Here is a 24,129-nt window from a genome sequence, read left to right as displayed (position 1 = left end):
CGCGGGGGGGCCGCGCGGCGGGGCCGGCCCGGGCCGGGCCGGGCCCGCCGCGCCCGCCCCCGGCCCCGCGGGGGCGCGCGGGGGGCGGCGGGGGGGGGGGGGGGGGCTCGGTTGCGGTTTGTGGGCGGCTGGTTGGCGGCCCGGGAGCCTGGGTGGGCCGGTGGTGGTGGCCGGGGTGGGTGGGCCGGTGGTGGTGGTTGGTGGTTGCGGGGGTCTGGTCGGTGCTGTGTCTGCGGGGTGGGGGTGGTGCCCGTGGCCGGCCTGGTGGGCCGGCCACGGTGGCGGCCTGGTGTGGTGCTGGTGGTTCGGGGGTGCGGTTGTGGCGGGTGCCGGTGCCGGCGCCGGCGGCGTGTGTGTCGTGAGCCGGTGGCGGGGTGGTGGTGTCGGGTGGGCGGTGGTCGAACTCGCGCTCTCCGTCGCCTGTTTGTGCTGGTTGGGCCGTCGTCCGGGCTTCGCGGGGTTCCGGTGTTTACGTGTTCGTGTGGTGTGGTCTGGACTGCGCGGGTTCCGGTGTTCGGGTGGTGGTGTCGGGTGGGCGGTGGTCGAACTCGCGCTCTCCGTCGCCTGTTTGTGCCGGTTGGGCCGTCGTCCGGATTTCGCCGGGTTCCGCCGGCTGTGTGCCCGTGTCGGGTGGGTCGTTGCCGGACTCGGGGTTTGCGCGGTCTGGTCGTGCCGTGGCCCGTGGCCGGGTTCCGCGGGTTCCGACGGCTGTCTGCCCGTGTCGGGTGGGGCGTTGCCGGACTCGCGCTTTCCGCGGCCTGTTTGTTGCTCGTTGCTCGTTGCCTGGTTCCGGTGGCGCGTTACCCGGTTCCGGTTGCCCGTTGCCCGTTGCCGGTTCCCGTGGTCCGTTACCCGGTTCCCATGCCCCGTGCCCCGTGGCCGGTGGCCTGTTGTCCGGTTCCCGTGGTCGGTGGTGGGTGGTTGGTGCTTCGTGGTCTGTTGTCTGGTTTCTGCGGTGTGGTGGTGGTTGTTAGGTGGGGTTGGGGGGTTGGGGGTGGGTGAGGGTGGCGGTTTGGTAGTTGGGGAGGTCGAAGTGGCGGGTTTGTTTGCGGAAGCGGAAGGTGTAGGTGGGCCAGATGGAGGGGTTGTTGCCGTGTTTGTCGGTGTACCAGCTGGTGCAGCCGCCGGCGTTCCAGACGGTGCCGGTGAGGTGTTTGGTGAGGGTTTTGTTGTAGGCGGTTTGGGCTTCGGGGCGGATTTCGAGGGAGGTGAGGTGGTGTTTGTCGAGGGTTTTGAGGGCGTTGATGATGTAGGTGATCTGGGCTTCGATCATGACGGTTTGGGAGGAGTGGCCGAGGGTGGTGTTGGGGCCCAGGAGCATGAAGAGGTTGGGGAAGCCGTGGATGGTGGTGCCGCGGTGGGCTTGCATGCCGTGGGTGGTCCAGGTGTGGTGCAGGGTGTGGCCGTTTCGTCCGTGGATGCGGTGGGCGATGGGGCGGTCGGTGGCGGTGAAGCCGGTGGCGAGGATGATGGTGTCGACGGTGCGGCGGGTGCCGTCGGCGGTGGTGATGTGGGTGGGGCCGATGTCGGTGATGGTGTCGGGGATGATGTCGACGTTGGGTTGTTGGATGGCGGGGTACCAGGTGTTGGAGAAGAGGAGGCGTTTGCAGCCGACGGTGTAGTCGGGGGTGAGGCGTTTGCGGAGGTCGGGGTCGGGGACGGATTTTTTGAGGTGGCCGGCGGCCATGTTCCTCATGCCGGTGGTGCGTCCCGGGCGGGACATGAAGAACGCGACGATTTCGCGGCCGTGTTTGTTGAAGTTGCGGCGTAGGAGTTGGTAGCCGGGGAGGTGGCGCAGCATCCAGGTGTGGCGGGGGGTGTTGGGTTTGTCGGGTTTGGCGGCGACCCAGGGGGGTGTGCGCTGGTGGAGGTGGAGTCGGGCGACCTGGGGTTGGATGGCGGGGACGAACTGGATGGCGGAGGCGCCGGTGCCGATGACGGCGACGTTGCGGCCGGTGAGGTCGTGGTCGTGGCGCCATTGGGAGGAGTGGAAGACGGTGCCGGTGAAGGTGTCGAGGCCGGGTAGGTCGGGGATGGCGGGTTCGGAGAGGTAGCCGGTGCCGGTGATGAGGATCTGGGCGGTGTAGTGGCCGTGGGTGGTGTGGATGCGCCAGTGGCGGTGGTCCTGGTCCCAGGTGGCGTCGAGGAGTTCGTGGCCGTAGCGCAGGTGGGGTTCGATGCCGAAGCGGCGGGCGGTGTCTTTGAGGTAGGTGTGGACTTCGGCCTGGGTGGCGAAGGTGGATTTCCATGCGGGGTTGCGGGCGAAGGAGAAGGAGTAGAGGTGGGCCTGGACGTCGCAGGCGCAGCCGGGGTAGGTGTTGTCGCGCCAGGTGCCGCCGAGGTCGTGGGCGCGTTCGAAGACGAGGAAGTCGTCGGTGCCGGTCTGCAGGAGGCGGATGGCGGTGCCGAGGCCGGAGATGCCGGCGCCGATGATGGCGGCTTTGAGGTGGCGTACGCGCAGGGGGTTGGGGGTGGTGGGGTGGGGGGTGGTGGCGGTGTCGTCGGCGGCCCCGGGCACCGCGGTGGCCGGGGTGGGGTCGTCGGGGTTGGCGGGGGTGGGGTGTTCGGCGGTGGTGGTCATGGCCCGGTTTCCTCTGGTCAGGCGCGGCGGGTGAGGGTGACGCGGAAGTTGTTGAAGATGTGGTCTTCGAGGGTGTAGGCGAAGATGTCGAGGTAGCGTTCGAAGCGGGCGACGGTGGTTTCGTCGGCGAGGGTGACGGCTTCGTCGCGGCGGGCGGCCAGGAGCTGGAGCCAGGCGCGGCAGGCGCGGGCGAAGGACTCGGGTTCGTTGCGGATCTCGGTGACTTCGAAGAGGCCGTCGAGGCCGGCGGCGAGTTCGGGCAGGCGGGGGATGTGGCAGCCTTCGAACTCCTCGCGCTGGAGGAACTTGAGGTCGTCGAGGAGCTGGCGGCGCAGTGGGGGGTTCTCGACGGTCATGGTGTGCAGGACGAAGCGGGCGCCGGGCTTGAGGAGGGAGTGGACCTGCTTGAAGAAGACGCGGTAGCGCTGGGTGCGCTCCTTGGGGGTGAGGGAGGAGAGCACGAAGTGTTCGAGGGCGTTGATGCAGAACGCGGCGTCGTAGGGGTCGCCGTCGGCCTTGTGGTCTTCCCAGCTCTCGACGCGGGCGTGGATGGCGGGGTTGTCGAGGGCGGCGACGAAGTCGGCCTGGGTGCGGGAGAGGGTGACGCCGACGGCCTGCTGGACGCCGTGGACGGTGGTGAGGCGGTTGAGCATGGTGCCCCAGCCGCAGCCGATGTCGAGGACCTTGGCGGTGCCGGCGGCGCGGGCGAGGTCGGTGAAGACGTCGAGCTTGCGTTCCTGGGCTTCGTCGAGGGTGGCGACGAGGTCCTCGCCGTCCTCCCAGTAGCCGCCGGAGTACATCATGGTGGGGCCGAGGATGAGCCGGTAGAGGTCGTTGCCGACTTCGTAGTGGTGGCGGATGGCGTCGACGTCGGGGTTGATGGAGCGGGTTTCGGCGGTGGTCATGCGGTGGGCCCCTGTTCTGGTGGTGGGACGGGTGGAGTGGGTTGGTGCGGGTGCCGGGCCCTGTGGGGGCTGGGCGGTGGTGCGGGTACGGGCGGGCCGTGGTGGTACGTGGCCGGGGGTGTCCGGCCTGGTGTGGACGGGGTTCGTCCTGGCCGGGCGGCCGGTGCCCGCCTGGGTGCGGTCGGTCGTCCCGGGTGCGGGCGGCCGGTGGCCGCCCGGTGTGAACGGCCGTTGCGGGATCCGGTGGTTGGTGTCTGCCGGGTTTGAACGGCCTTGCGGGTGACGCTGGTTGGTGCCTAACTGGAGCGAACGGCCTTGCGGGTGGCGCTGGTTGGTGCCTGCCGGGTGTGAACGGCCTTGCGGGTGGCTCTGGTTGGCGACCGGCCTGGCCTGGGTGGCCTGGTGGCCTGGTGGTCGTGGTGTCGGCGGGCGGTTGGTGTCTGCCGGTGCCGAGTGGTCTTGCGGGGGTGGGTGGCTTTTGTCCGGGTGGCCGGGCGGGTCGTTCGTGCCGTGGGTGGTTGGTGTCTGCCGGTGCCGAGCGGTCGTGCGGGGTCAGGTGGTTGGTGCCTGGAGGGCGTGAACTGACCTGCGGGTGGAGCGGGTTGGTGGCCGGCCGGGGTGGTCGAGCGGGTCGTTCGTGGCGTGGGCGGTTGGTGCCTGCCGGGTGTGGACTGCCGTGCGGGAATGGGCGGGCGGTTTGGCGGGTGGGTGTTCGCCTGCCGGTGTGGCCGGGGGCGTCGCGTCCGGCGGGCGGTCGGTGCCCTGGTTCCTTGGACGGCCCGGCCCTGGAACGGGTGGCCGCTGCCCGCTGCCCGCTGTCCGTGTGAACGTTCCTCCCGTCGTGGACGGTTGGTGCCCGGCTGTTTGAGCGGATGTTCCCTGGCGCCGGTGGCTGGTGGCCGGTGGCCGGTGGCTGGTGGCCGCCGCCTGTGTGATCGGCCTTCCCGCCGTGGGTGCCCGGTGCCTGCTGCCTGCTGCCTGGTGCTTGGCCGGCCGGGTGGCCGGGTGGTCGTCGCGCCGCGGGCGGTTGGTGTCCGGTGTCCGTCGGCGTGAGTGTCCTTTGCGGCCTGGGTGGTTGGTTTCCGTCCGGGTGGCCGGGTGGTCGTCGTGCCGGGGGCGGTTGGTCGTCGTGCCGGGGGTGTCCGGTGCCTGGTGCCTGTCGGTGTGAGTGTCCTTGCCGGCCTGGGTGGTTGGTTTCCGTCCGGGTGGCGGGGTGGTGGGTTGGGTGTCGTGCGTGTGGGTGCGGTGTCTCGGGTCAGGTAAGCGTGTGTCTCGCAAGTGGTGCGCAAGCGTGGGTGTGGGGGTGGGGTTGCGGGGCGTTTGCGTGGGGGTGGGTTTCATGCGGTTTCGACAAGACATGTGGCCTCCATGGCCTTCCCGGGATGTTTCCGGGGGTTTCGGGTCGGCGTTGCCGGTGTTCTGTCGCCTGTGTGTCCCCGTTTTTGGTGTGGTGTGTGGGGGTGCGGTGGGTGGCGGGGGCGGGTGGTGTCGGTTCGGGTTCCCGGGGGTTGTTCGTTCCGGGTCTGTTCTGCTTCATCACGTGTTGGCGTCCCCGCGGGGGGCGTCCAGGGAAGGAAACGATCACTCATGTCCGACATCCCCACCATTGAGGACCTGGCCGCGCAGTTGCAGGCGGTGTCCGGGGCGCAGGAGATCGACGCGGACGCGGCGTTGCAGCACATCGCGGACGTGGATTCGTTGGATCTGATGGAGTGGCTGTACGGGTTCCAGAACCAGTACCCGCACATTCCGGCGGACGAGTCGTTGTTCGCGGACATCGATGACACGACGACGTTGCGGGTGGTGCACGAGCGGATTCTGGCGCTCGTGGGCCGGGCCGGCGTCTGAGCGCGCGGCCGGGGACGCAGATGAGCGGCTTCGACGTCACCGGGTGGGGGATCTCGGTTCCCGAGCGTGTGGTGACCAGTGCGCAGCTCGCGGGGCGTTTCGGTGTGGATGAGCACTGGATCGTGTCGCGGTGCGGGATCCGTGAGCGGCGGGCGGTTTCGGCGGGGCAGACGACGGCGTCGATGGCTGTGGAGGCCGGGCGGCGGGCGTTGGAGCGGGCGGGGTTGTCGGGTGCGGATATCGCGCATCTGATCGTGGCGACCGCGACTCCGGAGCAGCCCTCGCCGGCGACGTCGGCGTTCGTCCATGACGAGCTGGGGATCGCGGGTAGTGCGCATGATGTGAACTCGGAGTGTGCGGGGTTCGTGTATGCGTTGGTGACGGCGGTGGGTCTGATGCGGATGGACCCGCGCCCGATCCTGGTGATCGGTTCGGACACGCACACGCTGACCGCCGATCCCGGGGACCGGGATCTGTCGATCCTGGTGGGGGACGGGGCGGGGGCGGTGGTCCTTGAGCCGGGTGAGGTGGACCGGATCCTGGCGTGGAACCTGGGCGCGGACGGCTCGTGCAAGGACAGTCTGAAGGTCCTGGCGGGGGGTTCGCGGATGCCGACCAGTGCGGAGACGGTGCGCCGGGGTCTGCACTACGCGCAGATCAACGGTAACGAGATCTATCTGAACGCGGTGCGGTACACGGTGCGCACGATCCGCGAGACGTTGGAGCAGGCGAAGCTGGCGCCGTCGGATGTGGATCATGTGGTGCCGCACCAGGCGAACATCCGGATCATCAACTCGGTGCTCGGGCATACGGGGATCCCGGTGGAGCGGCTGGTGACGAATCTGGAGAAGTACGGGAACACGGCGTCGGCGTCGATTCCGATCGCGTTGGCGGAGGCGTTGGACGCCGGTCGGATCCAGGACGGGGACACGGTGTTGCTGGCCGGGTTCGGTGCGGGGATGACGTGGGGTTCGGTCCTGTTGACGTGGGGAGGGGCGCGGTGAGCGGCAAGGACGTGTTCGGGGTGCGGCCCCTGTCGCCGGTGGCGCTGGTGACCGGTGCCTCCGGGGGGCTTGGGCGGGAGCTGGCGTTGGAGCTGGACGCGGCGGGGTGCCGGGTCGCGGTGCACTACAACAGCGCCCGTGAGGCCGCGGAGGAGGTGGCGGGCAAGCTCGCGGGCGATCATGTGCTGGTGACCGGTGACGTGGGTGACTACGCGCAGGTGACGGCGATGTACGAGCGGATCGTCGCGGCGCTCGGGCCGGTGGACGTGCTGGTCAACAACGGGGCGGTCCGTAAGGACGCGCTGATGGCCATGCAGGATCCGGTGCAGTGGCGGCAGGTGATCGACACGAATCTGGTGGGGGCCTTCCACACCGCGCGGGTGTGTGTGCCGGCGATGCTGCGGGCGCGGTGGGGGAGGGTGGTCAACATCGTGTCGCCGTCGGCGTTGATCGCCACCGCCGGGCAGACCGCGTACGCGGCGTCCAAGGCGGGGCTGATCGGGCTGACCCGCACGCTGGCGGCGGAGTGCGGGCGGCGGGGGGTGACGGTGAACGCCCTGTCGCCCGGGTTCATGATCACGGGGATGACGGACACGCTGCCCGGGCACGTGGTCGCGGGGATGCGGGAGAAGGTGCCGGTGCCGCGGTTCGTCACCCCGCGTGAGGTCGCCCGTTCCATCGGGCTCTTCCTCGACCAGGACTGTATGACCGGTCAGGTCATCAGTATCGACTCGGGCGCCTCCATCACCTGACCCGCCCGTGCGCGTCCGTGCGCCCGCACCCGTGCGTGCCCGTGCCCGTGCGCGTCCGTCCGGCCCGTCCCCGTTCCCCGGGGGGCGGGCCGGCGGCGTGGGTGGCCGGTGGTTCCGGGTGGCGTGGGGCGCGGTCTGGACGGTCCGGTTGCCCGGAGCCCGGAGCCCGGAGCCCGGAGCCCGGAGCCCGGAGCCCGGAGCCCGGATGACCCGGCGGCCTGGAGGGGCTGGGGCTGGTGTGGGGTGTCGGGCCCGGGTGGTGTGCGGGGCTCGTCCGGGGGTGGTGTGGGGTCAGATGGCGACGAAGCGGCGGTCTGTGTCGCCGGTGATGATGCGTCCGAAGCGCATGCCGGGGAAGTGGGCGGCGGCGAGGAGGTCGCCGGTTTCGGCGGCCTGGTCGGCGATGCGGTTGCGGGCGGTGGATGCGGTGGCGGGGTCGACGTCCCAGATGACCTGCCAGTCGCGTTCGCTGAACTGGACCACGGAGTGGACCACGTCGCCGAGCAGGATGGCGCGTTGTCCGCCGTCGGAGAGGACGTAGACGGTGGAGCCGGGGGTGTGGCCGGGGGTGTGGACGGCGTCCAGGCCGGGGGCGATCGTGGTGTCGGTGTCGAACAGTTCGAGCCGGGGGCCGAGGGGGGTGAGCTTGTCGACGGCGTGGGGCTGCGGGGCGGGGCCGGTGACGAAGTGCTGCCAGTCGGCGCGGTGGGCGCGGTAGAGCGCGTTCGGGAAGACGGGGGTGCCGTCGTGGGTGGCCCAGCCGATGTGGTCGAAGTGCAGGTGGGTGAAGACGACGTCGGTCACGTCCGCGGGCGTGATGCCGTATCCGGCGAGGGAGTCGAGCAGGGCGCCGCCGCGGTAGGGGCCGTCGTCGAAGGCGCCCACCCCGGCGTCGACCAGTACGACGCGTTCCCCGGTGCGCACGCAGAACCCGCCCAGCGGCAGGCGCAGGGTGGCGTCGTCTTCGCGGTGGTGGTCGTGGCAGGCCCACGGGTCGTCCACGCCTGGGCGGGTGAGGATGTCGGCGGCGACCTCCACGCCCATGCCGTCCGCCACCGCGAGGACCTCCATGCCGCCGATCTTCACGCCCGCCTCCGTGCCCGGGACGGACCGTGTGTCCGCCGGCCACCGGCTGCAACCGGCCCGGGCACCGCACCATTCCCGCACCCCGCACCCGTTTCCGCGAGCCGCACCCGTTCGCGCAGGCCCGCCACGGGAGTTCACCAGGCGGGCAGGTGGGCAGGTGGGCAGGTGGGCAGGTGGGCAGGTGGGCAGGCGGTGTGCGGGGGTTGGTGGTGTGCGGGGGTGGGGAGGGAACGGCGCCGGCCCGCCCCCCGGGTGTGGGGGCGGGCCGGGCGTGGTGCGGGTGCTGCGGGGCGCGGGGTGTCGGCGGGGCCGGTGTTTTTGTGCCGGGGCCGTCAGTTGAGGACGGCGAGTGCGGCGTCGTAGTTCGGCTCGTCGGCGATCTCCGCGACCAGTTCGGTGTGCAGGACGGTGTCGTTCTCGTCCAGGACGACGACGGCGCGGGCGGTCAGGCCGGCCAGCGGGCCGTCGGTCAGGGCCACGCCGTAGTTCTCGTGGAAGTCGCGTCCGCGCAGGGTGGACAGGGTCTGGACGCTGTCCAGGCCCTCGGCGCCGCAGAAGCGGGCCTGGGCGAAGGGGAGGTCGGCGGAGATGCACAGCACCACGGTGTTGTCCAGGGAGGCGGCCTGGGCGTTGAAGGTGCGTACCGAGGTGGCGCAGGTGGGGGTGTCGATGCTGGGGAAGATGTTGAGGACCTTGCGCTTGCCGGCGAAGTCCTTCAGCGACCTGTCGGCGAGCCCTTCGCCGACCAGCGTGAACGCCGGGGCCTGGCTGCCGGGCTGGGGCAGCGCGCCGCCGACCTGGACCGGGTTCCCCTTCAGCGTGACCTGAGCCATGAAAAGCCTCCTACCAGCGGTGGAATGTGGTGACAACGCCGCTGATCCTACTGCGCGCCCGGTGCCAGGCACGCCCGGTGGCCACCGGCTGGACAACGCCCCCGCCCGCCCGCCCGGCCGGCCCGTCGCCCGCCCGCCCGCCCCGCCCGGCCGCCCGGCCCGTCGCCCGCCTGGCCCGTCGCCCGCCTGGCCCGTCGCCCGCCTGGCCCGTCGCCCGCCTGGCCCGTCGCCCGCCTGGCCCGTCTCCCGCCGGCCCGGCCCGGCCCGGCCGCAGCCGTGGCCGCAGCTCCCGGCCCGTTCCGTTCGTCGTCGCGCCCACGGCCCCGGCCCCGGCCCCGGCCGCTGCCGGGGCCGGGGCGTGCCTTGCTGGGGTGTCAGGTGGACCAGAACGGGTCGTCGTGGTGGGGGATGACGTCGAGGTTGCCGTTGGGCAGGGTGGGTTCGGGTATGTAGGTGCCGAAGGGGTCGCGGTCGCGGATGACGGGGATGGGGCCGACGGTGGCCTGGAAGGTGATGTTCCCGGCGGCGCCGAACAGCAGGGCGATGCCGTATCCGGCGGGTGTGGTGGCGAACATGGCGGGCTGGCGGGGGTTGACGGAGGTGATGCGGTAGCCGTGGGCCTGCCAGCCGCGTTCGGTGACGCCCAGCAGGGCCCCGTATTTGGCGGGCGCGACTTTGGTCGTCACGTGCCGGTCGCGGGTGGCGGTGGCGTAGCCCAGGGTGCGGTCCTGAAGGCCGCCGGTGGTCTGTTCGGTGGAGCGGGGCCAGCCGTTCCAGTGGCGCAGTGGCGGGCGGATGGCGGACATCGCCTCGTCGAGGAGCGCGTCGAGGGTGTGGACGGCCTGTTCGGGGGTCATGGGGGCGGCTTTCAGTGTGACCAGAACGGGTCGTCGTGCGTGGGGATGACGTCGAGGTTGCCGTTGGCCGTCACGGGGTCGGGGGTGGGGGTGCCGAAGGGGTCGTGGTCGCGGATGACGGGGATGCGGTCGCCGGCCGCGCCGATGGTGATGTTGCCGGCGTCGTGGATGGTGATGCTGAGGCTGTGGCCGTCGGGTGTGGAGGCGGCCAGGGATGGCAGGGGGGAGGCGGCGGGGGTGGCGACGGTGTAGCCCTTGGCCTTCCAGCTCTGTCCGGCCATGGCGAGCGGGGTGGCGTACTTGGCGGGGGCGATCTTGGTCATGATGTGGCGGTCGCGGCCGGCGGTGGCGTAGCCCAGGGAGTGGTCGTCGATTCCTCCGGCCTGCTCGGTGGAGCGGGGCCAGCCGTCCCAGTACGTGAGTGCGGGCTGGACCTGGGCGAGGGAGTCGTCGAGGAGGCCGTCGAGGGCGTGCAGGGCCCGATCGGGCGGTACGAGTGAGGCGGACGGCACGGCAGTGGCGCCGCCGCCGCCGACGGCGGTGGTGATGCTGCTGCAGGCCGTCAGTGCCGGTGCCAGCACCACGGTCGGCAGGGCTGCGGCCGGCCGCGGCACCGGCCTGCCGCGCCGGCGCGCGGGCCGCCCCGGCGGCGCCCCGGCGGGGAAGGGCCGCAGGGATCCGCGCTGTCAGGTGCCCTGCGGCCGGGCCGTGCCGGCCGCGGGGCGTGCGTCGGGTGACGGCCGTGGTGGCCGGGTGGCGATGAAGACGAGTTCGCGGCCCGGCCGGTCGGGTGCGCCGCGGACGTCGTGCAGGGCGAAGCCGTGTGCGGCCAAGTCCGCCTCCACCTCGGCGCGTTCGCGAAAGCGCAGGGTGGAGGTGGAGGTCAGGACCTGCCCGTCGGTGGCGAACACGTAGGTCCACCGGAAGGTCACCAGCGCCCCGTCGACCGCGACCAGGTCGGCCCAGGTCTCGACCGCGCCGGCACCGGGAAGGTCGGTGACGGTGCGGGTGGCGTCGCGGTTCCAGCCCTCCCAGGCCCGCCGGGCCGGATCGCGGGTCTCGAACACCAGGTGCCCGCCCGGGCGCAGCGCCTCGAAGGCCCGGGCGAGGGTGGTGTGCCAGGCGCGGGGGCCGGTGATCTCCTGGGCGGTGTTCGCGGTCATGGCCACGAGGTCGACCTGCGGCGGCGGCAGGGCGACGGCGTCGCCGTGGATCCAGCACACGTGCTCGGCGCCGGGTTTGGCCCGGGCCACGTCGAGGCAGGCCCGGGCCGGGTCCACGCCGACGACCTCGGCCCCGCGGGCGGCCAGCAGCAGCGCGAACACCCCGGTCCCGCACCCGATGTCCAGCACCGTGCGCGCGCCGAGGCGCCCGGCGAGGTCGAGGTAGGCGTCCAGGTCGCCGCGGTCGGCCTGCAGCGGGTCGTAGAGCGCGGCGAGCCGGGGGTGGGTGAAACTCTCGTCGGCCATGCGGGCGACGGTAGCGGTGAGGGGCGCCCGGCGTCCGCCGAAAATCCACGGGCCCGCCCGGGCCCGGCGGACCTGGCCGGGCCCGCCGCTGCGCACGGCGGTGGCGAAGGTGCGCCGGGTGTGGGGGAGAAGGGCGGGCACCGGCCCGCCGCTGAACGTGTTTCCGGCCCGCCGGGCCTGCCCGTTCGCGTGCACGGCCGCCCCCTGGCCCGGCGAGCGGACGTCCCGGGTGCGGCGCGGTGGCGGGCGCCGGTGTGGCGGTGTGCCCGGCGTCTACGGGCCGTCCGTCGTGCTGAACCCGTGAGGGGGTCTGTCGGTCGGGTCCACCCCGACGGCTTCGAGCCCCTGGAGGTCCTCGGCGGCCGGGTCGCCGGGCCCGGGCGTCCGGTCCGGCGGGGCCGTGCGTCCGGTCCGGCGGGGCCGTGCGGGCGCGGCCCGGTTGTGCCGGCACGCGCCGAAGCGGCCCGGGCGCGGGCCGGTCCCGGGCGGGAGGCTCAGGGCGCGGGGTGCGGCGGGGTCGGCGAGTGCCAGGGGCAGGCGGGGTCCTCGGTGATCCGTACCTGCTGCGGGGCGTCGCGGGGGAAGGTCCAGATCCGTCCCAGGGTGCTGGTGGCGGTCACCGTGGTGTCGTCCAGGGTGACGTCGTCGAACGGGTTGGACGAGCAGGAGATCGCGAGCCACTCCAGGGTGTTCTCGTCGTCGTCGCGGGTCAGCGCGACCCAGCCGATGCTGCCGTGTTCGGACGCCTCGCCCGCGAGGGCGCGGCTGCCGGCGTGGGTGCTGGAGGCGATCGTCGTGTCGACGTCCGTCCAGTCGGAGGGGGTCCACGCGGTGGCCCGCAGCACCTCCCACCAACTCCACTGCTGGGCCCGCGGGTCGTGGAGCCGGTCCGCGGGGGAGAACCGCATGAGGCGCATCACCGACAGCGACCCGTCGCCGAACACGATGAAGTCCCCGTGGGGCGCCTCGCGGGCACGCCAGCGCTCATGGACCAGGCCGGCCTGGGGTCGTGCGTCGTCGGAAGCCACGCCCGCCATGATCGCAGCCGCCGACAGGCCGGCAACGGCCGGGCCCGGCCCGGCCGTTGCCGCACGGCGGCCGCCGTCCGGGCAGCGGGCCGGCCGCCGTCCGGACGGTGCCTCAGACGGCCGGGAAGTCGCCCGCCCCGACCCTGGCGACGAACGCGCGCCACGCCCCGGGCGAGAAGGCGGGCACCGGGCCGCGGGGCCCCGCAGTCCCGGACGCGGCCCGGGCGGGCGTCGCCGGCCTCCACGCAGTCGCCCCGGTAGCCGCTGCTCCTGCTCCCGTGCCACCTCGCCCGCCCGTTCGCGCACACGCCCGAACTCCCTTGCCCCGCAGGGTCCGGCGGGGCGCGACGCCCCGCCGCGGGGCCGGCCCGCGGTACGGCGCCGGCCGCGGGAGACCACCCCTTCCGCATACTCGGATCCGAGTAGTACGATCCGAGTATCACCGGCCCTGGGCCCCGAGTCCCCGGGCCCCGCGTGCGACCACGGAGTGAGATGACCGCCAAACGACCCGCCAACCCCCTGGCCCTCGCCCTGCTGGGCCTGCTGCTCGAACAGCCCCTGCACCCCCACGCCATGGCCACCACCCTGCGCGAGCGGCAACTGGACCAGGCCTTCAAACTGACCACCGGTTCGCTGTACGACACCGTGCGCGCCCTGGCCCGGGACGGCTGGATCGAGGCCACCGACACCGAACAAGTAGGGGCGCGCCCCGCCCGCACCGTCTACCGCCACACCCCCCAGGGCCGGACCTGCTTCACCGAGTGGCTGGACGAACTCATCCGCGAGCCCTCCCGCGAATACCCGAAATTCCTGTCCGCCGTCAGCTACCTGGGCGCCCTGGGACCGCAGCGCGCCGCGCAGGCACTGCGCGAACGGGCCGCCGCCCTGCAGACCCGCATCACCGAGAGCGAACAGGCCCACCGCAGCGCCACCCGGGAACACCACGCCCCACGGCTGTTCGTCATCGAGGCCGAGTACGCCCACGCCATGCTGCACGCCGAACGCCAATGGGTGCTGCGCACCGCCGAGGAGATCGAACAGGGCACCCTGGCCTGGCCGGAGGCCGCCCCCGATGCCTGACACCCCCGTACCCACCCCCGCACCCGCACCCGCGCCCGCACCCACCCCCGCACCCGCGCCCGCACCCACGCCCGCACCCGCACCCACGCCCACGCCCGCACCCGCGCCCGCGCCCACCGCCGTCCCCGCACCCGCCACGGCTCCCGCGCCCGTGGCGGCCCGCACCGGACAGCGCTTACCCGCCCCCGCCCCCGCCCCCGCCCCCGCGCCCGCCGCCGAGGCCGCCGACGCGGACGTCCTGGTGGTCGGCGCCGGCCCCGCCGGCCTGATGCTGGCCTGCGAACTGGCCCTGGCCAAGGTCCGCACCGTCCTCCTGGAACGCCACCTCGCCCCGCCCGGCTTCTGCCGCGGCTTCAACCTCAACGCCCGCAGCCTGGAACTGCTGGAACGCCGGGGCCTGGCCGATGGCCTCCTCGCCGAGGGCCCCACCGTGGCCACCACCGCGTTCACCGCCAAGGCCCACCTCGACCTGGCCGCCATGCGCACCCGCCACCCCTACGTCCTGGGCATCGCCCAGACCAGGGTGGAGGAGATCCTCACCGAACGGGCCACCGCCCTGGGAGTACGCATCCTGCGCGGCCACCGCCTGACCGCCCTCGACCTCGACGACGACGGCGTCCACGCCCACGCCGACACCCCGCACGGGCCCGCGCAGCTGCGCGCCGGCTGGCTGGCCGGCTGCGACGGCGGCCGCAGCACGGTACGCGAACTCGCCGGCATCGCCTTCCCCGGCACCCCCGCCCGCCGCTTCACCCTCCTCGGGGACGTGGTCCTGACTCACCCGCAAGCGATCCCCTACGGCGTGAGCGCCGGCGACAACGGCACCGTCTTCGCCATCCCCAGACCCGGCTACGTCCGCCTCATCACCGCCGACCCCCACCCGCCCAAGGACCGGCACGAGCCGCTCACCCTGCCCCGCTTCCAGCAGGTACTGGACCAGGCGCTGGGACGGCACGTCCCAATCGCCCACGCCCACTGGCTCACCCGCTTCGGCGACGCCGCCCGCCTGGCCGAACGGCTGCGCCACGGCCGGGTGCTGCTGGCGGGCGACGCCGCCCACATCCACCCGCCCGCCGGCGCCATCGGCGTCAACGCGGCCATCGACGACGCGATGAACCTCGGCTGGAAACTCGCCCTCGTCGCCCGCGGGCAAGCCCCCCAAACCCTCCTGGACACCTACCACACCGAACGCCACACGGCCGGCGCCAGGCTGCTGCGCAACACCCGCGCGCAGGCGCTGCTCGCCGCCGGGGACGAGGAGTTGGCGCCGCTGCGCGACCTGCTCGCCGAACTGGCGCAGACGAAGGAGACGGCCGGGCGCCTCGCCGAGGAGATCACCGGCATCGCCACCCGCTACCCGGTCCACCACGGCAGCGGCCACCCCTGGGAGGGCGCGATGGTCCCGGACGTCCCCCTGCAACACGGCGCCCTGCTACCGCTGCTGGCCCGCACCGGCGCCGCCGTCCTGCTCCTGGCGCACGACCCGGCGGCGCAGGCGCTGCGCACGGCGGCCGCACCCTGGGCCGACCGGGTGCGCGCGGCCGCGGTACGGCCCGGCGCCCTGCCGGACACGCCCGCGGTGCTCGTACGCCCGGACGGCCACGCCGCCTGGGTCGCACCACCCTGCGCCCCGCCCCACACCACCGCTGCCGCCGAACAGCTGCGCGCGGCCCTGCACGTGTGGTTCGGACCCCCGGCCGCGCCGCCGGGGCCGGGGGCGTCTGGCCTCCGGTAGTGCCGTGCCGCCCGGCCCGGGTGCGGCCTTCTCGTGGGGGTCGTCACAGGTTGACGCCGCCGGTGACGTCGATCCTGGTGCCGGTGATCCGGCGGGCGTCGTCGAAGGCGAGGAAGGCGACCGCGTCGGCGATGTCCGGGACCTCGCCGATCCGGCCGAGGGCGGTCAGGCCGAGGGCGGTCTGGCCGATGGTGCGCTCCAGGTTCGCCGGGTCGGCCAGCACGTCGGCGCAGTCCCGCAGGGCCGGTCAGCCGAAGCCCCGAGAAGCCAACCGGTGTCCTCTGACAGGTGATCTCGGCCGTTTGCCAACCGATCTCGACGAGTCGGCACAGTCGCTCACGGGCGTGTCCGTGTCTCTCGACGGCGTTCGGCCGCGCTCCGTACGTCCGCCAGCGCCCTTGCGTGGTCGACCGGCGGTGGCGAGAAGCGTCCGGGCGCCGTCAGTACGTGCTCCTCCCAGCGGTCCTGCCAGAACTCCACCGTCCAACCAGGCCATCGCTGCGGCATCTCGTAGGCCTGTGCCGACGCCCCGAGCACCCACCAGCCCACCCGCCGGCGCAGCGGATCAACGTGGATGCCGGCATCGGCCGGCGCCCGGCAGACCCCGTGCTCGGGGCCGCCCGCCAGGCGGTCGAGCAGTGCAGCCCCCTCCCGGACCGGATGGTCGCTGATGTTCGCCAGCACGTAGCAGTGCTCCGTTCCGACCGTCACCACCGCAAGCATCGGCTCGGGGTCCGCCAGTTCCTCGTCGTCTGGTTCGAGCAGCGGCCCCACGGCAAGCCCGCTCCCACGAGCACGGACGTGTCCGGGGTCCAGCCCCAGGTACGTCCGCAGCTCGGCCGGGCCGTCGTACATCCACCGGACCTCCCACCCCGTCCATGCTTCCTGCAACAGTTCCAGGGTGGCTGCCCTGTGGCGCATCTCGGCGCTCGGCCCTTCCCAGGCGAACAGCATCAGCACCTTCCGGCCGAGGTCGAGCAGTGCCGCACCCTGGCAGTGCACATCGTCCAGCCACCAGTCGACCGCTTTCAGGTGCCGGGCCATCGAGAGAGCCTCCGCCGGCCCGGCCAGGAGGTCGAGGTCGATTCCTATCGCCCCGAACCGCGACAGGTACAGCTCGTACTCGCCGCTCTCGCGGACAACGACAACGTTCGCACGATCACCCATCCGTCCAGGATGACCACCACCGGTACCGGACCGCCACGGAATTCGAGGCACCGGCATGGTGACGGCGTCAGGGCCGCCACTCAGTCCACCGAACTCACCCGGCAAACGGCCGAGACCACCTGTCAGTGGGCGTTTGAGATCTGCCATGTGGCCTTTGCCGGGCCTGGGTGTTGCCCGCTTCCGGTCGAGGCCAGGGTGCCGAACTCGCTCAGCCGAAGCCGACCTCGGTGAAGCAGCAACCTCCGCGCTCGGCGTCGGACAGGACCTGTGTCGACGTGAGCTGCGGGGCACGGCGGAAGTACTGGCGGAAGCCCGACGCGCGGAACTTCAGGTCGAATGCGTGGCCCTGGACGTGCCATTGCGGCAGATCCCGCCGGCCGTCGTCCGGCGCCAGCCGGTGCACCTCGTCTATCTCCAGTTCCGGGTGCATGCCCTTGAAACCAAGGTCGCCCTCAAGGTCCCAGACGTCTTCGAAGACGAGCGTCGCAGGGGCGATCCAGAAGAAGAAGTTCTTCGCGGGCCGGACTGGGTGGACCCAGCGGATGATGTAGTCGAGGTCGAGCAGAAGCCGAGGCAGGATGTCATCGGTTTGCTGGACATACAGGCCGTGGATGGTGGCGTCGTGCCAGCCCATCTCCTCGAAGTCGGTATCGCTCCAGACGCTCTTCGAGAGACCCGATGCCTGATGGCTGCCGCTGTTCATACCTGCATCCAACCAGGCCGTGTGCCTTCAGCTCGTCACGGGGCGGCGGTGTACGTCGTTGTCAAGCGCGGGCCAGGCCGTGAGGCCGGTTGCCCTCGGGTGGGACGGCGGACCATGATGCCGGTCACCGCCCAACGGATCACGGTCTCGGAGCGAGCCGGGCTGGTCCCGTCGTCACGGGCGAGGCGGCGGGCGCGGTCAGCCACGAGAAGGTCCGCTCGCCCACCGCTTGGGCTGGACCTGGAAGCCGCGCTGGCCAGGGTTTTTACGGACGATGTCCAGCTCGCGGCCAAGAATCTGGGCGGTCCAGCCGACCAGGCGGCCGGCGAAGCCCTGGTCGGCCCAGACCGCGGCCCGGACCCCGCCGCGAGCGCCCGCCTGCTGGGCCATCGCCATCCAGCGGCCTCGGCAATTCCGAGCCGGTCATGCCGCCGTCCTCGGGGAGCCGTGGAAGTGTCCGGGCCCCTGCCGCAGCGGCAGGGGCCCGGATGCGCCGTTCGTCAGACCTGGCCGAACTCCCCGCCGCGCACGGCCGTCACGAAGGACCGCCAGGCGTCGGGGGAGAAGGCCAGCCGGGGGCCGTCGGGGTCCTTGGAGTCCCGGACACGGCCCGGGTGTGCGTCGTCGACCTCGACACAGACACCGCCGTCATTGTTGCTGTGGCTACTCTTGCGCCACTTCTCCTGCATTTCTGCTCGCACGGCCGTACTCCTTCAGAATGAGCCTGATCATCGCCCGGGAGTCCCGGGGCGACAGGGCCTGGGCCCTCAGTAGATCGTAGGACTCACGCCGTTCTGCGACCCTGGGCATTTCGTCGATGACCTCACCGTTCTTCGCGCCTTCTGCCCAAGCGATCTCACCGCCCGCTGGGAGGGTGTACAGCATGAGGGAGCCGCCCATCTCTGGGTGTTCGCCGGCTGCGAAGGGCAGGACTTGGAGCGTGATGAAGGAGCGTTTTTCGGCTGAGAGAGAGGCGAGTTGCTCGCACATCACGTGGAGCCCGCCGACCGGTCGCCGGAGCGTCGCCTCGTCCAGAATGAACCAACAGCGCGGAGGCGTCGTGGAATCCAACCGCTTCTGGCGTTCGAGTCGTGCGACGAGCAGTGCGTTGATCTCTTCCTCGGTAGCGTGCTGTTGGCCTGCACGCAGTGAGCACCGGGCGAAGGAAGGAATTTGCAACAGGCCTGGGATGGTGGCAGCGGCGTACTCCTCGATGATGGCGGCCTGTCCCTCGATCTGAATGGCCTGCCGGTACTTGCCGGGGAACTTCTCGTTCTTGGCCAACTGGTAGACGCGGTCGAACCGGCCGTCGGTGCCGAATGCCGCGTCCAGCATGCGTGGCAGGTCCGGCGGCGGCATCGACTCGGCGCGTTCGACCCGCCCGAGATGGCCCTTCGAGATATTGACGATCTTGGCAAGCTGGTCGAGCGACATACGCGCTCGGTCACGATGGGCACGCATCTCCCAACCGAACTGGTCTCGCGCCGACCGCCCGGGATCCAGCTCGTTTGGTTGGAACCCCATGCTCACCCTCCATGTGCCCAATCGTGGCGTGACACGTGGTCACCCTTCCCAGGGTAGCCGCTCAGAGCGACGCTTGATGTACGCACAGTGAGATTGTGCGCGGCGATCAAGTGCTACAGAGGGCTCATCATGACGAACGATCAACCAGCGGCCCGGCGGCGCGGGCCGGAGCGGCCGAACTCCGGCACCCCGGACAACCCCGAGACGAGTGAGGCCATGTCCGAAATGTTGAAGGAGCAGCCCGAGACGGCGGGGGAGTGCACCTGCTGGCTGCCGCGCCACAAGAAGTCCGTGCCCACCGCCCGGGGGCTGCTGCGCGACTTCCTCGACGACCACAACAGCACCGAACCGTTCGGCTTCACCGGCGAGTTGGTGCTCGGCGAACTCGTCACCAACGCCGTCCAGCACGCCCGCACCCCGCGCGACCGGCTGCTGTACGTACGCCTCGCCCTCTCGGCCGACGACCTCAGACTGGAGGTCCACGACGCCGGCACCCAACAGCCCGTGCTGCGCCACACGAACGCGGACGAGCAGTGCGGGCGGGGACTGTGGCTGGTGTCCGAACTCGCCCTCCGGTGGGGCTGCAGCCCCCGCCCGGGCGGGGTCGGCAAGGCGGTGTGGGCGGTCCTCGGACCGCAGACCGGCGCCGCCGCGTGACCACGACCCCGCCGCACGAGTACCCGCACCCCGTCACCGTCGAGATCGGCGGCGTCACCGAGACCGCCACCTTCACCAGGCTCGCCGACGCCCTGGCGGCCGTGCGCGCCGGCCTGGCCCACCTGCCCCTGGACGACGACCACGCCGGCTGCCTCGCCGACCTCTTCGCCCCCGAGGCCACCGCCCGCATCGCCCAACGGCTCACCGACGTCGGCGCGCTGCGCGCGATCGCCTTCGTCGGCCTGCACGCCCACCCGATCTACCTGCGCCCCGCCGACGACACCGCTGCCGCTGTCGCCGGCGACCCGCCGGAGCCGGCGTGAGGCGCCCGCTCGACCGGGCCGTGCGGTGGTGGTGCCTGCACGGCCAGTTCTCCCTCCCCGTACGGGCGTTGAGCCCCCACCGTCGCGCCGTCCGCGCCGAGGTGCGGCGCTGGACGGCCGCCCCCGGCAGCGCGCACGCCCTGCTGCGGGCCGTCGCGGACCGCGTGCCTGCGCGGCCCCCGGCCTGAGCCTTGGGCTCTCCCGGCCCCCGGGCGACCGGGCGGCGCGGGCGTGGTGACGGTCGCCTGCCGGGGCTGTGGGTGTGGTGCCGGTGGCCTGTCAGCGGCCTGCCGGTGGGCTCTGGGACCTTTCCGGAGACAGGCCGGGTGCCCATCCGGCAGGCGCGCGACAGGCAGGGAACCACCATGACCACCGACATCACGATCATCGGCGCCGGACTCGGCGGGCTGACCCTCGCCCGGGTCCTGCACCTCCACGGCATCCCGGCCGCCGTCTACGAGGCGGAGGCCTCGCCGGCGGCGCGTTCGCAGGGCGGGATGCTCGACATCCACGACGACAACGGGCAGCTCGCCGTCCGGGCGGCCGGCCTGATGGACGAGTTCGACGCCCTCGTCCTGGAGGGCCGCCAGGCGATGCGGATCCTCGACCGGGACGGGAGCGTCCTGCTCGACAAGGCCGACGACGGCACGGGCGGGCGCCCCGAGGTGCAGCGCGCCGAACTGCGGCAGATGCTGCTCGACTCGCTGCCGGCCGGCACCGTCCGGTGGGGCCACAAGGCCGCCGGCGTCCGGGCCCTGGGAGCCGGCCGCCACGAGGTGACGTTCGCCGACGGCACCACCGCCGTCACGGGCCTGCTGGTCGGCGCGGACGGCGCGTGGTCACGGGTGCGGCCGCTGCTGTCCGCCGCCGTCCCCGAGTACACCGGCACGTCGTTCGTCGAGACCTACCTGTTCGACGCCGACACCCGCCACCCGGCCGCCGCGAAGGCGGTCGGCGGCGGGTCGATGATGGCGCCCTCGCCGGGCGCGGAGATCTTCGCCCACCGGGAGAGCGGCGACACCCTGCACACCTACGTGATGCTCGCCAGGACGCAGGACTGGTTCGCCGCCGTCGACTTCACCGACGCCGCCGCGGCGAGGGCGCGGATCGCGGCGCAGTTCGACGGCTGGGCACCGGAGCTCACCGCGCTGATCACCGACGGCGACACCGCGCCGCTCCTGCGCCCCCACTACGCTCTGCCGATCGGCCACCGGTGGGAGCGGGTGCCGGGGGTGACCCTGCTCGGCGACGCCGCCCACCTCGCGGCCCCCAACGGCGAGGGCGCCAACCTGGCCATGCTCGACGGCGCCGAACTCGGCCAGGCCCTCGCCGCGCACCCCGGCGACGTCGAGGCCGCCCTCGCCGCGTACGAGCGGGCCATGTTCCCCCGCGGCGCCGAAGCCGCCGCCGAGGGCGCGCAGCTGCACGAGCTCCTCAACGGCGACGACACGCCCCACGCCCTGATCGCCGCGTTCACCGGGGCCGGGCAGGCCTCGTGAGCCGCCCACCGGGAACCGAACGGTGAGCGGCGCTCAGGCGTACTGGTCGAGCAGCGCCTCCAGGTAGTCCTCCAGACGCCGGCCCAGCAGGGCCGGCGTCAGGTCGGTGCGCCCCAGCTCCCGCCACGGCACGGCGACCTTCTCCGCGTCCGGGGCGAACGCCAGCGCGTCCAGCAGCCGCCAGTACAGGTGGGCGCCCGGATCCGCCTCCAGCGTGCCGCCGGCCGCCAGGTAGCGGGGGGCGAAGCCCAGGCCGGCGTCCACGCCGTGCAGCAGGGCCAGGGCGGTGGAGCAGTGGGCCACGTCCAGGTCGGCCGGGCCCCAGGACGTCTCCACCCAGTCCACGACCCCGCTGACGGCCAGGTCGGCGCCCTGCCCGGTGAACAGCACGTTGCCGGGGTGGAAGTCGCGGTGCAGGAAGCACGGCCGGTGCGCGGGCACCTCGCGGCGGATCACCTCCACCGCCCGCCGCCACACCCCGGGGCGCGCCGTGGCCTCGGGCACCCGCACCCGCTCCGGCGCCGTCCACGCCTCGAAGGCACGGGGCCGCGAGCGCGGCGCCACCGCGAGGGCGTGCACGCCGGCCAGCTGACCGGCCAGCAGGGCGGCCCGGCGCTCCACGTCTCCGTCCTGCGCCACCCGCACACCGCCGGGCAGCAGCGACATCACCAGCGACGGGTGGTCGCAGAACTCGCCCGCCGCGTCCAGGGCGTGCAGCCGCGCCGCCGGCACGCCGCCGTCCGCGAGCAGCCGCAGCACACCGGCCTCACGGGTCAGCAGGGCGGGCGCGTGGCGCCGGTAGAAGGGCTTGACGAACGAGCGCAGCACCAGCGCGTACCCGCCCGAGGCCGCGTCCGCGGCCACCCCCGCGCCCGCGCCCGCGTCCGTGTCCGGATCCGGGCCGGCCCCCGGGCCGTTGCCGGTGTCGATGTCCAGGCGCCGCATCCGCGAGGTCCAGCCGCCCCGTAGTTCGGTGACCGCCCGGACGCGGTGGCCGGGGGGAAGGCCGCGCTCCACCCACCGCAGAGTGGCGGCCCAGTCCCGGTCCCGGTCCCGGTCCCGGTCCCGGTCCCCGTTCACGGGCGCCGCCCGGCGGGGGAGTGCACCGGGCGCGGGCGCAGGCGGTACGGGGTCCGGCGCGGGCGGATACGGTCGCCGCAGCCGGAGGTCCCTGGCGGCCCCGGTGGGGGGACGGCCGGCCCGCGCGGCTCGGACAGCGGTTCGAAGGCGCTCATCCGACGAAGGATACGAACGCCGCCCACCCGCCGTCACACCGGTTCCCCCAAGGCCCCTGTCCGGCCGTCACATCCGGTCCCGACGCCCTGGCGGCCGTGCGCGCCGGCCTGGCCCGCCTGTCCCTGGACGACGACCACGCCGGCTACCTCGCCGACCTCTTCGCCCACGAGGCCACCGCCCGCATCGCCCAACGGCTCACCGACGTCGGCACGCTGCGCGCGATCGCCTTCGTCGACGTCCACGCCCACCCGATCTCGCCGCTGCCGACAGCGGCCGAGCGGCAGCCGTGGCGTCCGGCTGCTGCGCTACGTCCTGCCGGAGGCCGCCCAGGAGCGGACGGGCGACACGGCGTGAACTCCCCCCAGGACACGGCCCCTTCGCTATCACTGTGGCGGGATCGGCGCTTCGTCCGCTTCTGGGCCGGGCAGTCGGTTTCGCAGTTCGGCGACCGGATCTCCGAACTGGCGTTACCCCTGATCGCCGTGGCGGCGCTGCACGCCTCGGCCGGCCAGGTCGCGTGGCTGACCGCGCTTGCCTGGGCCCCGAATCTCCTCGCCATCGTGCTGGGCGCCTGGGTCGACCACCGCGTCCACAAGCGCCGCCTGATGATCCTCGCCGATCTGATACGCGCGTGCGTGCTGCTCACCCTGCCCGCCGCATACCTGTTGGGCACCGTGACGCTTCTCCAGTTGTATGCCGTGGCGGTGCTGACCGGCGCCGCGGCGGTGCTGTTCAACACCGCCTATCCGCCCTTCTTCGCCCACCTCGTACCACGCTCGTCCTACGTCGACGCGAACAGCAAGCTCGGCGCCAGCCGATCCGCTTCCTTTGTCCTCGGCCCCGCGGTGGGCGGCGCACTCGTCCAGGCCCTGACCGCGCCCGTCGCCGTGATCGCCGATGCCCTGTCCTTCCTGGCCTCGGCCGCCCTGCTCGGGCCGATCCGGGTCGACGAACCAGCCATCGCCGACGGTGAGACGGCAGGACCCTCGCTGCTGCGGCGGGCCGGAGAGGGGCTGGTCTTCGTCGTCCGTCACCCGGTCCTGCGGGCGAGCCTCGGCTGCGCGACGACCGTCAACTTCTTCACTTTCGTGTCAGGCACCGGCTTGACCGTCCTGTTCGCCGACCGGGTGCTCGGCCTGTCCGCAGGGACCATCGGACTGGCATTCGGAATCGGATCAACCGGAGCTCTCGCGGGCGCGGTGATAGCCCCGAAGATCTCGCGACGGATCGGCGTGGGACGCGGCATCGCGGCAGGCGCCGTACTCTTCCCGGCCCCCATCGCCATCGCCGCCACCGCGAGCGGCCCCACATGGGCCCGCGCAGGCGCCCTGGGCGTTGCGGAGTTCCTCGCCGGAATCGGCGTGATGCTGTTCGACGTCAACCTCAACTCCCTGCAAGCCGCGGTGATACCGGACGGCATGCGCAGTCGCGTGGCCGGCGCCTACAGCACGGTCAACTACGGCATACGCTCCATCGGCGCCATCACCGGGGGCATGCTCGCCACCCACATCGGACTCAGGACCACCCTGATCACCGCTGCCGTCGGAGGAGCGCTGTCGCTGCTCTGGCTGCTCCCCTCACCGATACCGCGCATCCGCTCCCTGGCTCCGGACGATCTGCTCGCCGACGGCGGCACCGAGGCAGACGGCCGAGCGGTACCTCGATGACACATAGGTGAAGCTCCCGGCCGCCCAGCACCTCCAAGGACCGAAAGCCGCCGGCCAGGCTCGGAAACGGGTACTGACCGGCGCTCAGCCTTCGTCGGCGTCGTCCTCGATGGCGCCGGGGTCCCGGAAGTCCTTGACGTCGTGGCCCTCGGTGCGGAGCCGGGCGAGGGCGGCG

At 72.8% G+C, this 24,129-nt stretch carries 24 protein-coding genes and 2 pseudogenes; 10 read left to right on the top strand and 16 right to left on the bottom strand.

Features of this window, described 5'->3' with window-relative positions:
- Positions 1 to 970 precede the first annotated feature (970 nt).
- Both P3T27_RS13410 and P3T27_RS13405 read right to left on the bottom strand, forming a co-directional pair.
- On the bottom strand, positions 971 to 2,581 hold the full coding sequence (locus P3T27_RS13410; protein WP_280677828.1) for an NAD(P)/FAD-dependent oxidoreductase: 1,611 nt from the start codon (positions 2,579 to 2,581) through the stop codon (positions 971 to 973).
- 17 nt (positions 2,582 to 2,598) lie between these two features.
- Positions 2,599 to 3,486 carry a class I SAM-dependent methyltransferase gene (locus P3T27_RS13405; protein WP_280677826.1) on the bottom strand — a complete coding sequence of 296 codons (888 nt, stop codon included), beginning with the start codon at positions 3,484 to 3,486 and terminating at the stop codon, positions 2,599 to 2,601.
- A gap of 1,587 nt (positions 3,487 to 5,073) precedes the next feature.
- Here P3T27_RS13405 and P3T27_RS13400 point away from each other — a divergent pair.
- Genes P3T27_RS13400 through P3T27_RS13390 form a run of 3 tightly spaced genes read left to right on the top strand, consistent with a single transcriptional unit; the run spans position 5,074 to position 7,090 of the window.
- Entirely contained in the window at positions 5,074 to 5,334 is a 261-nt protein-coding gene (locus P3T27_RS13400) for a hypothetical protein (protein WP_280677824.1), read from the top strand.
- A gap of 20 nt (positions 5,335 to 5,354) precedes the next feature.
- On the top strand, positions 5,355 to 6,338 hold the full coding sequence (locus tag P3T27_RS13395) for a beta-ketoacyl-ACP synthase 3 (RefSeq protein WP_280677822.1): 984 nt from the start codon (positions 5,355 to 5,357) through the stop codon (positions 6,336 to 6,338).
- The gene (locus P3T27_RS13390) at positions 6,335 to 7,090 is read left to right on the top strand and encodes an SDR family NAD(P)-dependent oxidoreductase (RefSeq protein ID WP_280677820.1); all 756 of its coding nucleotides are present in this window, start codon (positions 6,335 to 6,337) and stop codon (positions 7,088 to 7,090) included. The genes P3T27_RS13395 and P3T27_RS13390 overlap by 4 nt, the downstream gene beginning before the upstream one ends.
- Before the next feature lie 291 nt (positions 7,091 to 7,381).
- Here P3T27_RS13390 and P3T27_RS13385 read toward each other — a convergent pair whose 3' ends face one another.
- The 6 genes from P3T27_RS13385 to P3T27_RS13360 all read right to left on the bottom strand — a co-directional run bounded on the left by P3T27_RS13385 (position 7,382) and on the right by P3T27_RS13360 (position 12,372).
- Positions 7,382 to 8,176: an MBL fold metallo-hydrolase gene (locus P3T27_RS13385; protein WP_280677818.1), complete on the bottom strand. Its 795-nt coding sequence runs from the start codon at positions 8,174 to 8,176 to the stop codon at positions 7,382 to 7,384.
- Positions 8,177 to 8,508: 332 nt separating this feature from the next.
- Complete coding sequence (gene tpx, locus P3T27_RS13380) at positions 8,509 to 9,009, bottom strand: thiol peroxidase (protein ID WP_280677816.1); 501 nt, start codon at positions 9,007 to 9,009, stop codon at positions 8,509 to 8,511.
- Between the two features lie 374 nt (positions 9,010 to 9,383).
- Entirely contained in the window at positions 9,384 to 9,866 is a 483-nt protein-coding gene (locus P3T27_RS13375) for a hypothetical protein (protein ID WP_280677814.1), read from the bottom strand.
- Positions 9,867 to 9,877: 11 nt separating this feature from the next.
- Complete coding sequence (locus P3T27_RS13370) at positions 9,878 to 10,450, bottom strand: hypothetical protein (RefSeq protein WP_280677812.1); 573 nt, start codon at positions 10,448 to 10,450, stop codon at positions 9,878 to 9,880.
- A 102-nt stretch (positions 10,451 to 10,552) separates the two neighbouring features.
- On the bottom strand, positions 10,553 to 11,335 hold the full coding sequence (locus P3T27_RS13365) for a class I SAM-dependent methyltransferase (RefSeq protein WP_280677810.1): 783 nt from the start codon (positions 11,333 to 11,335) through the stop codon (positions 10,553 to 10,555).
- 494 nt (positions 11,336 to 11,829) lie between these two features.
- On the bottom strand, positions 11,830 to 12,372 hold the full coding sequence (locus P3T27_RS13360) for a hypothetical protein (RefSeq protein ID WP_280677808.1): 543 nt from the start codon (positions 12,370 to 12,372) through the stop codon (positions 11,830 to 11,832).
- 483 nt (positions 12,373 to 12,855) lie between these two features.
- Between P3T27_RS13360 and P3T27_RS13355 the strand changes: the two genes are divergently transcribed.
- The gene (locus tag P3T27_RS13355) at positions 12,856 to 13,443 is read left to right on the top strand and encodes a PadR family transcriptional regulator (protein WP_280677806.1); all 588 of its coding nucleotides are present in this window, start codon (positions 12,856 to 12,858) and stop codon (positions 13,441 to 13,443) included.
- The gene (locus tag P3T27_RS13350) at positions 13,436 to 15,178 is read left to right on the top strand and encodes an FAD-dependent monooxygenase (protein WP_280677804.1); all 1,743 of its coding nucleotides are present in this window, start codon (positions 13,436 to 13,438) and stop codon (positions 15,176 to 15,178) included. The genes P3T27_RS13355 and P3T27_RS13350 overlap by 8 nt, the downstream gene beginning before the upstream one ends.
- Before the next feature lie 43 nt (positions 15,179 to 15,221).
- On the opposite strand, the pseudogene P3T27_RS13345 reads toward P3T27_RS13350, so the two are convergent.
- From P3T27_RS13345 to P3T27_RS13320, 6 genes and pseudogenes are all read right to left on the bottom strand, one after another.
- Positions 15,222 to 15,407: pseudogene (locus P3T27_RS13345) on the bottom strand (SDR family oxidoreductase); the annotation flags it as partial.
- 107 nt (positions 15,408 to 15,514) lie between these two features.
- Positions 15,515 to 16,345 carry a hypothetical protein gene (locus P3T27_RS13340; RefSeq protein WP_280677803.1) on the bottom strand — a complete coding sequence of 277 codons (831 nt, stop codon included), beginning with the start codon at positions 16,343 to 16,345 and terminating at the stop codon, positions 15,515 to 15,517.
- Positions 16,346 to 16,553: 208 nt separating this feature from the next.
- A complete protein-coding gene (locus P3T27_RS13335) occupies positions 16,554 to 17,048 on the bottom strand; it encodes a hypothetical protein (protein WP_280677801.1) in 495 nt (164 codons plus the stop codon).
- A 176-nt stretch (positions 17,049 to 17,224) separates the two neighbouring features.
- Positions 17,225 to 17,396, bottom strand: a pseudogene (locus tag P3T27_RS13330) (IS5/IS1182 family transposase); the annotation flags it as partial.
- A 152-nt stretch (positions 17,397 to 17,548) separates the two neighbouring features.
- A complete protein-coding gene (locus tag P3T27_RS13325) occupies positions 17,549 to 17,737 on the bottom strand; it encodes a DUF397 domain-containing protein (protein WP_280677841.1) in 189 nt (62 codons plus the stop codon).
- On the bottom strand, positions 17,712 to 18,572 hold the full coding sequence (locus P3T27_RS13320) for a helix-turn-helix transcriptional regulator (protein ID WP_280677799.1): 861 nt from the start codon (positions 18,570 to 18,572) through the stop codon (positions 17,712 to 17,714). The genes P3T27_RS13325 and P3T27_RS13320 overlap by 26 nt, the downstream gene beginning before the upstream one ends.
- A gap of 216 nt (positions 18,573 to 18,788) precedes the next feature.
- Between P3T27_RS13320 and P3T27_RS13315 the strand changes: the two genes are divergently transcribed.
- The 4 genes from P3T27_RS13315 (at position 18,789) to P3T27_RS13300 (ending at position 21,051) form a co-directional block, all read left to right on the top strand.
- Positions 18,789 to 19,229 carry an ATP-binding protein gene (locus tag P3T27_RS13315; protein WP_280677797.1) on the top strand — a complete coding sequence of 147 codons (441 nt, stop codon included), beginning with the start codon at positions 18,789 to 18,791 and terminating at the stop codon, positions 19,227 to 19,229.
- Positions 19,226 to 19,552 carry a hypothetical protein gene (locus P3T27_RS13310; protein ID WP_280677795.1) on the top strand — a complete coding sequence of 109 codons (327 nt, stop codon included), beginning with the start codon at positions 19,226 to 19,228 and terminating at the stop codon, positions 19,550 to 19,552. The genes P3T27_RS13315 and P3T27_RS13310 overlap by 4 nt, the downstream gene beginning before the upstream one ends.
- On the top strand, positions 19,549 to 19,740 hold the full coding sequence (locus P3T27_RS13305; RefSeq protein ID WP_280677794.1) for a hypothetical protein: 192 nt from the start codon (positions 19,549 to 19,551) through the stop codon (positions 19,738 to 19,740). Before P3T27_RS13310 ends, P3T27_RS13305 begins: the two co-directional genes overlap by 4 nt.
- Before the next feature lie 177 nt (positions 19,741 to 19,917).
- Positions 19,918 to 21,051 carry an NAD(P)/FAD-dependent oxidoreductase gene (locus P3T27_RS13300; protein ID WP_280677792.1) on the top strand — a complete coding sequence of 378 codons (1,134 nt, stop codon included), beginning with the start codon at positions 19,918 to 19,920 and terminating at the stop codon, positions 21,049 to 21,051.
- A 33-nt stretch (positions 21,052 to 21,084) separates the two neighbouring features.
- Here the strand turns inward: P3T27_RS13300 and P3T27_RS13295 are convergent, their stop codons facing one another.
- Both P3T27_RS13295 and P3T27_RS13290 read right to left on the bottom strand, forming a co-directional pair.
- Positions 21,085 to 22,131 carry an aminoglycoside phosphotransferase family protein gene (locus tag P3T27_RS13295; RefSeq protein WP_280677790.1) on the bottom strand — a complete coding sequence of 349 codons (1,047 nt, stop codon included), beginning with the start codon at positions 22,129 to 22,131 and terminating at the stop codon, positions 21,085 to 21,087.
- Between the two features lie 188 nt (positions 22,132 to 22,319).
- Entirely contained in the window at positions 22,320 to 22,529 is a 210-nt protein-coding gene (locus P3T27_RS13290) for a hypothetical protein (RefSeq protein WP_280677788.1), read from the bottom strand.
- 108 nt (positions 22,530 to 22,637) lie between these two features.
- Here P3T27_RS13290 and P3T27_RS13285 point away from each other — a divergent pair, with 108 nt between their 5' ends.
- Positions 22,638 to 23,954 (top strand): MFS transporter, encoded by a 1,317-nt coding sequence (locus P3T27_RS13285; RefSeq protein ID WP_280677786.1) that lies wholly within the window; start codon positions 22,638 to 22,640, stop codon positions 23,952 to 23,954.
- The last annotated feature ends 175 nt before the right edge of the window (positions 23,955 to 24,129 follow it).

It is taken from the genome of Kitasatospora sp. MAA19 (genome assembly GCF_029894125.1).
In the GTDB taxonomy this organism is placed as follows: Bacteria; Actinomycetota; Actinomycetes; order Streptomycetales; family Streptomycetaceae; genus Kitasatospora.
This window is presented reverse-complemented; position numbering and strand designations above follow the sequence as displayed.

Bases quoted from the DNA above. Each gene is read 5' to 3' on its own strand.
- P3T27_RS13410 (WP_280677828.1), bottom strand. From the start codon at position 2,581: ATGACCACCACCGCCGAACACCCCACCCCCGCCAACCCCGACGACCCC.
- P3T27_RS13405 (WP_280677826.1), bottom strand. From the start codon at position 3,486: ATGACCACCGCCGAAACCCGCTCCATCAACCCCGACGTCGACGCCATC.
- P3T27_RS13400 (WP_280677824.1), top strand. From the start codon at position 5,074: ATGTCCGACATCCCCACCATTGAGGACCTGGCCGCGCAGTTGCAGGCG.
- P3T27_RS13395 (WP_280677822.1), top strand. From the start codon at position 5,355: ATGAGCGGCTTCGACGTCACCGGGTGGGGGATCTCGGTTCCCGAGCGT.
- tpx (WP_280677816.1), bottom strand. From the start codon at position 9,009: ATGGCTCAGGTCACGCTGAAGGGGAACCCGGTCCAGGTCGGCGGCGCG.
- P3T27_RS13375 (WP_280677814.1), bottom strand. From the start codon at position 9,866: ATGACCCCCGAACAGGCCGTCCACACCCTCGACGCGCTCCTCGACGAG.
- P3T27_RS13365 (WP_280677810.1), bottom strand. From the start codon at position 11,335: ATGGCCGACGAGAGTTTCACCCACCCCCGGCTCGCCGCGCTCTACGAC.
- P3T27_RS13360 (WP_280677808.1), bottom strand. From the start codon at position 12,372: ATGGCGGGCGTGGCTTCCGACGACGCACGACCCCAGGCCGGCCTGGTC.
- P3T27_RS13355 (WP_280677806.1), top strand. From the start codon at position 12,856: ATGACCGCCAAACGACCCGCCAACCCCCTGGCCCTCGCCCTGCTGGGC.
- P3T27_RS13350 (WP_280677804.1), top strand. From the start codon at position 13,436: ATGCCTGACACCCCCGTACCCACCCCCGCACCCGCACCCGCGCCCGCA.
- P3T27_RS13340 (WP_280677803.1), bottom strand. From the start codon at position 16,345: ATGGGTGATCGTGCGAACGTTGTCGTTGTCCGCGAGAGCGGCGAGTAC.
- P3T27_RS13335 (WP_280677801.1), bottom strand. From the start codon at position 17,048: ATGAACAGCGGCAGCCATCAGGCATCGGGTCTCTCGAAGAGCGTCTGG.
- P3T27_RS13325 (WP_280677841.1), bottom strand. From the start codon at position 17,737: ATGCAGGAGAAGTGGCGCAAGAGTAGCCACAGCAACAATGACGGCGGT.
- P3T27_RS13320 (WP_280677799.1), bottom strand. From the start codon at position 18,572: ATGGGGTTCCAACCAAACGAGCTGGATCCCGGGCGGTCGGCGCGAGAC.
- P3T27_RS13315 (WP_280677797.1), top strand. From the start codon at position 18,789: ATGTCCGAAATGTTGAAGGAGCAGCCCGAGACGGCGGGGGAGTGCACC.
- P3T27_RS13300 (WP_280677792.1), top strand. From the start codon at position 19,918: ATGACCACCGACATCACGATCATCGGCGCCGGACTCGGCGGGCTGACC.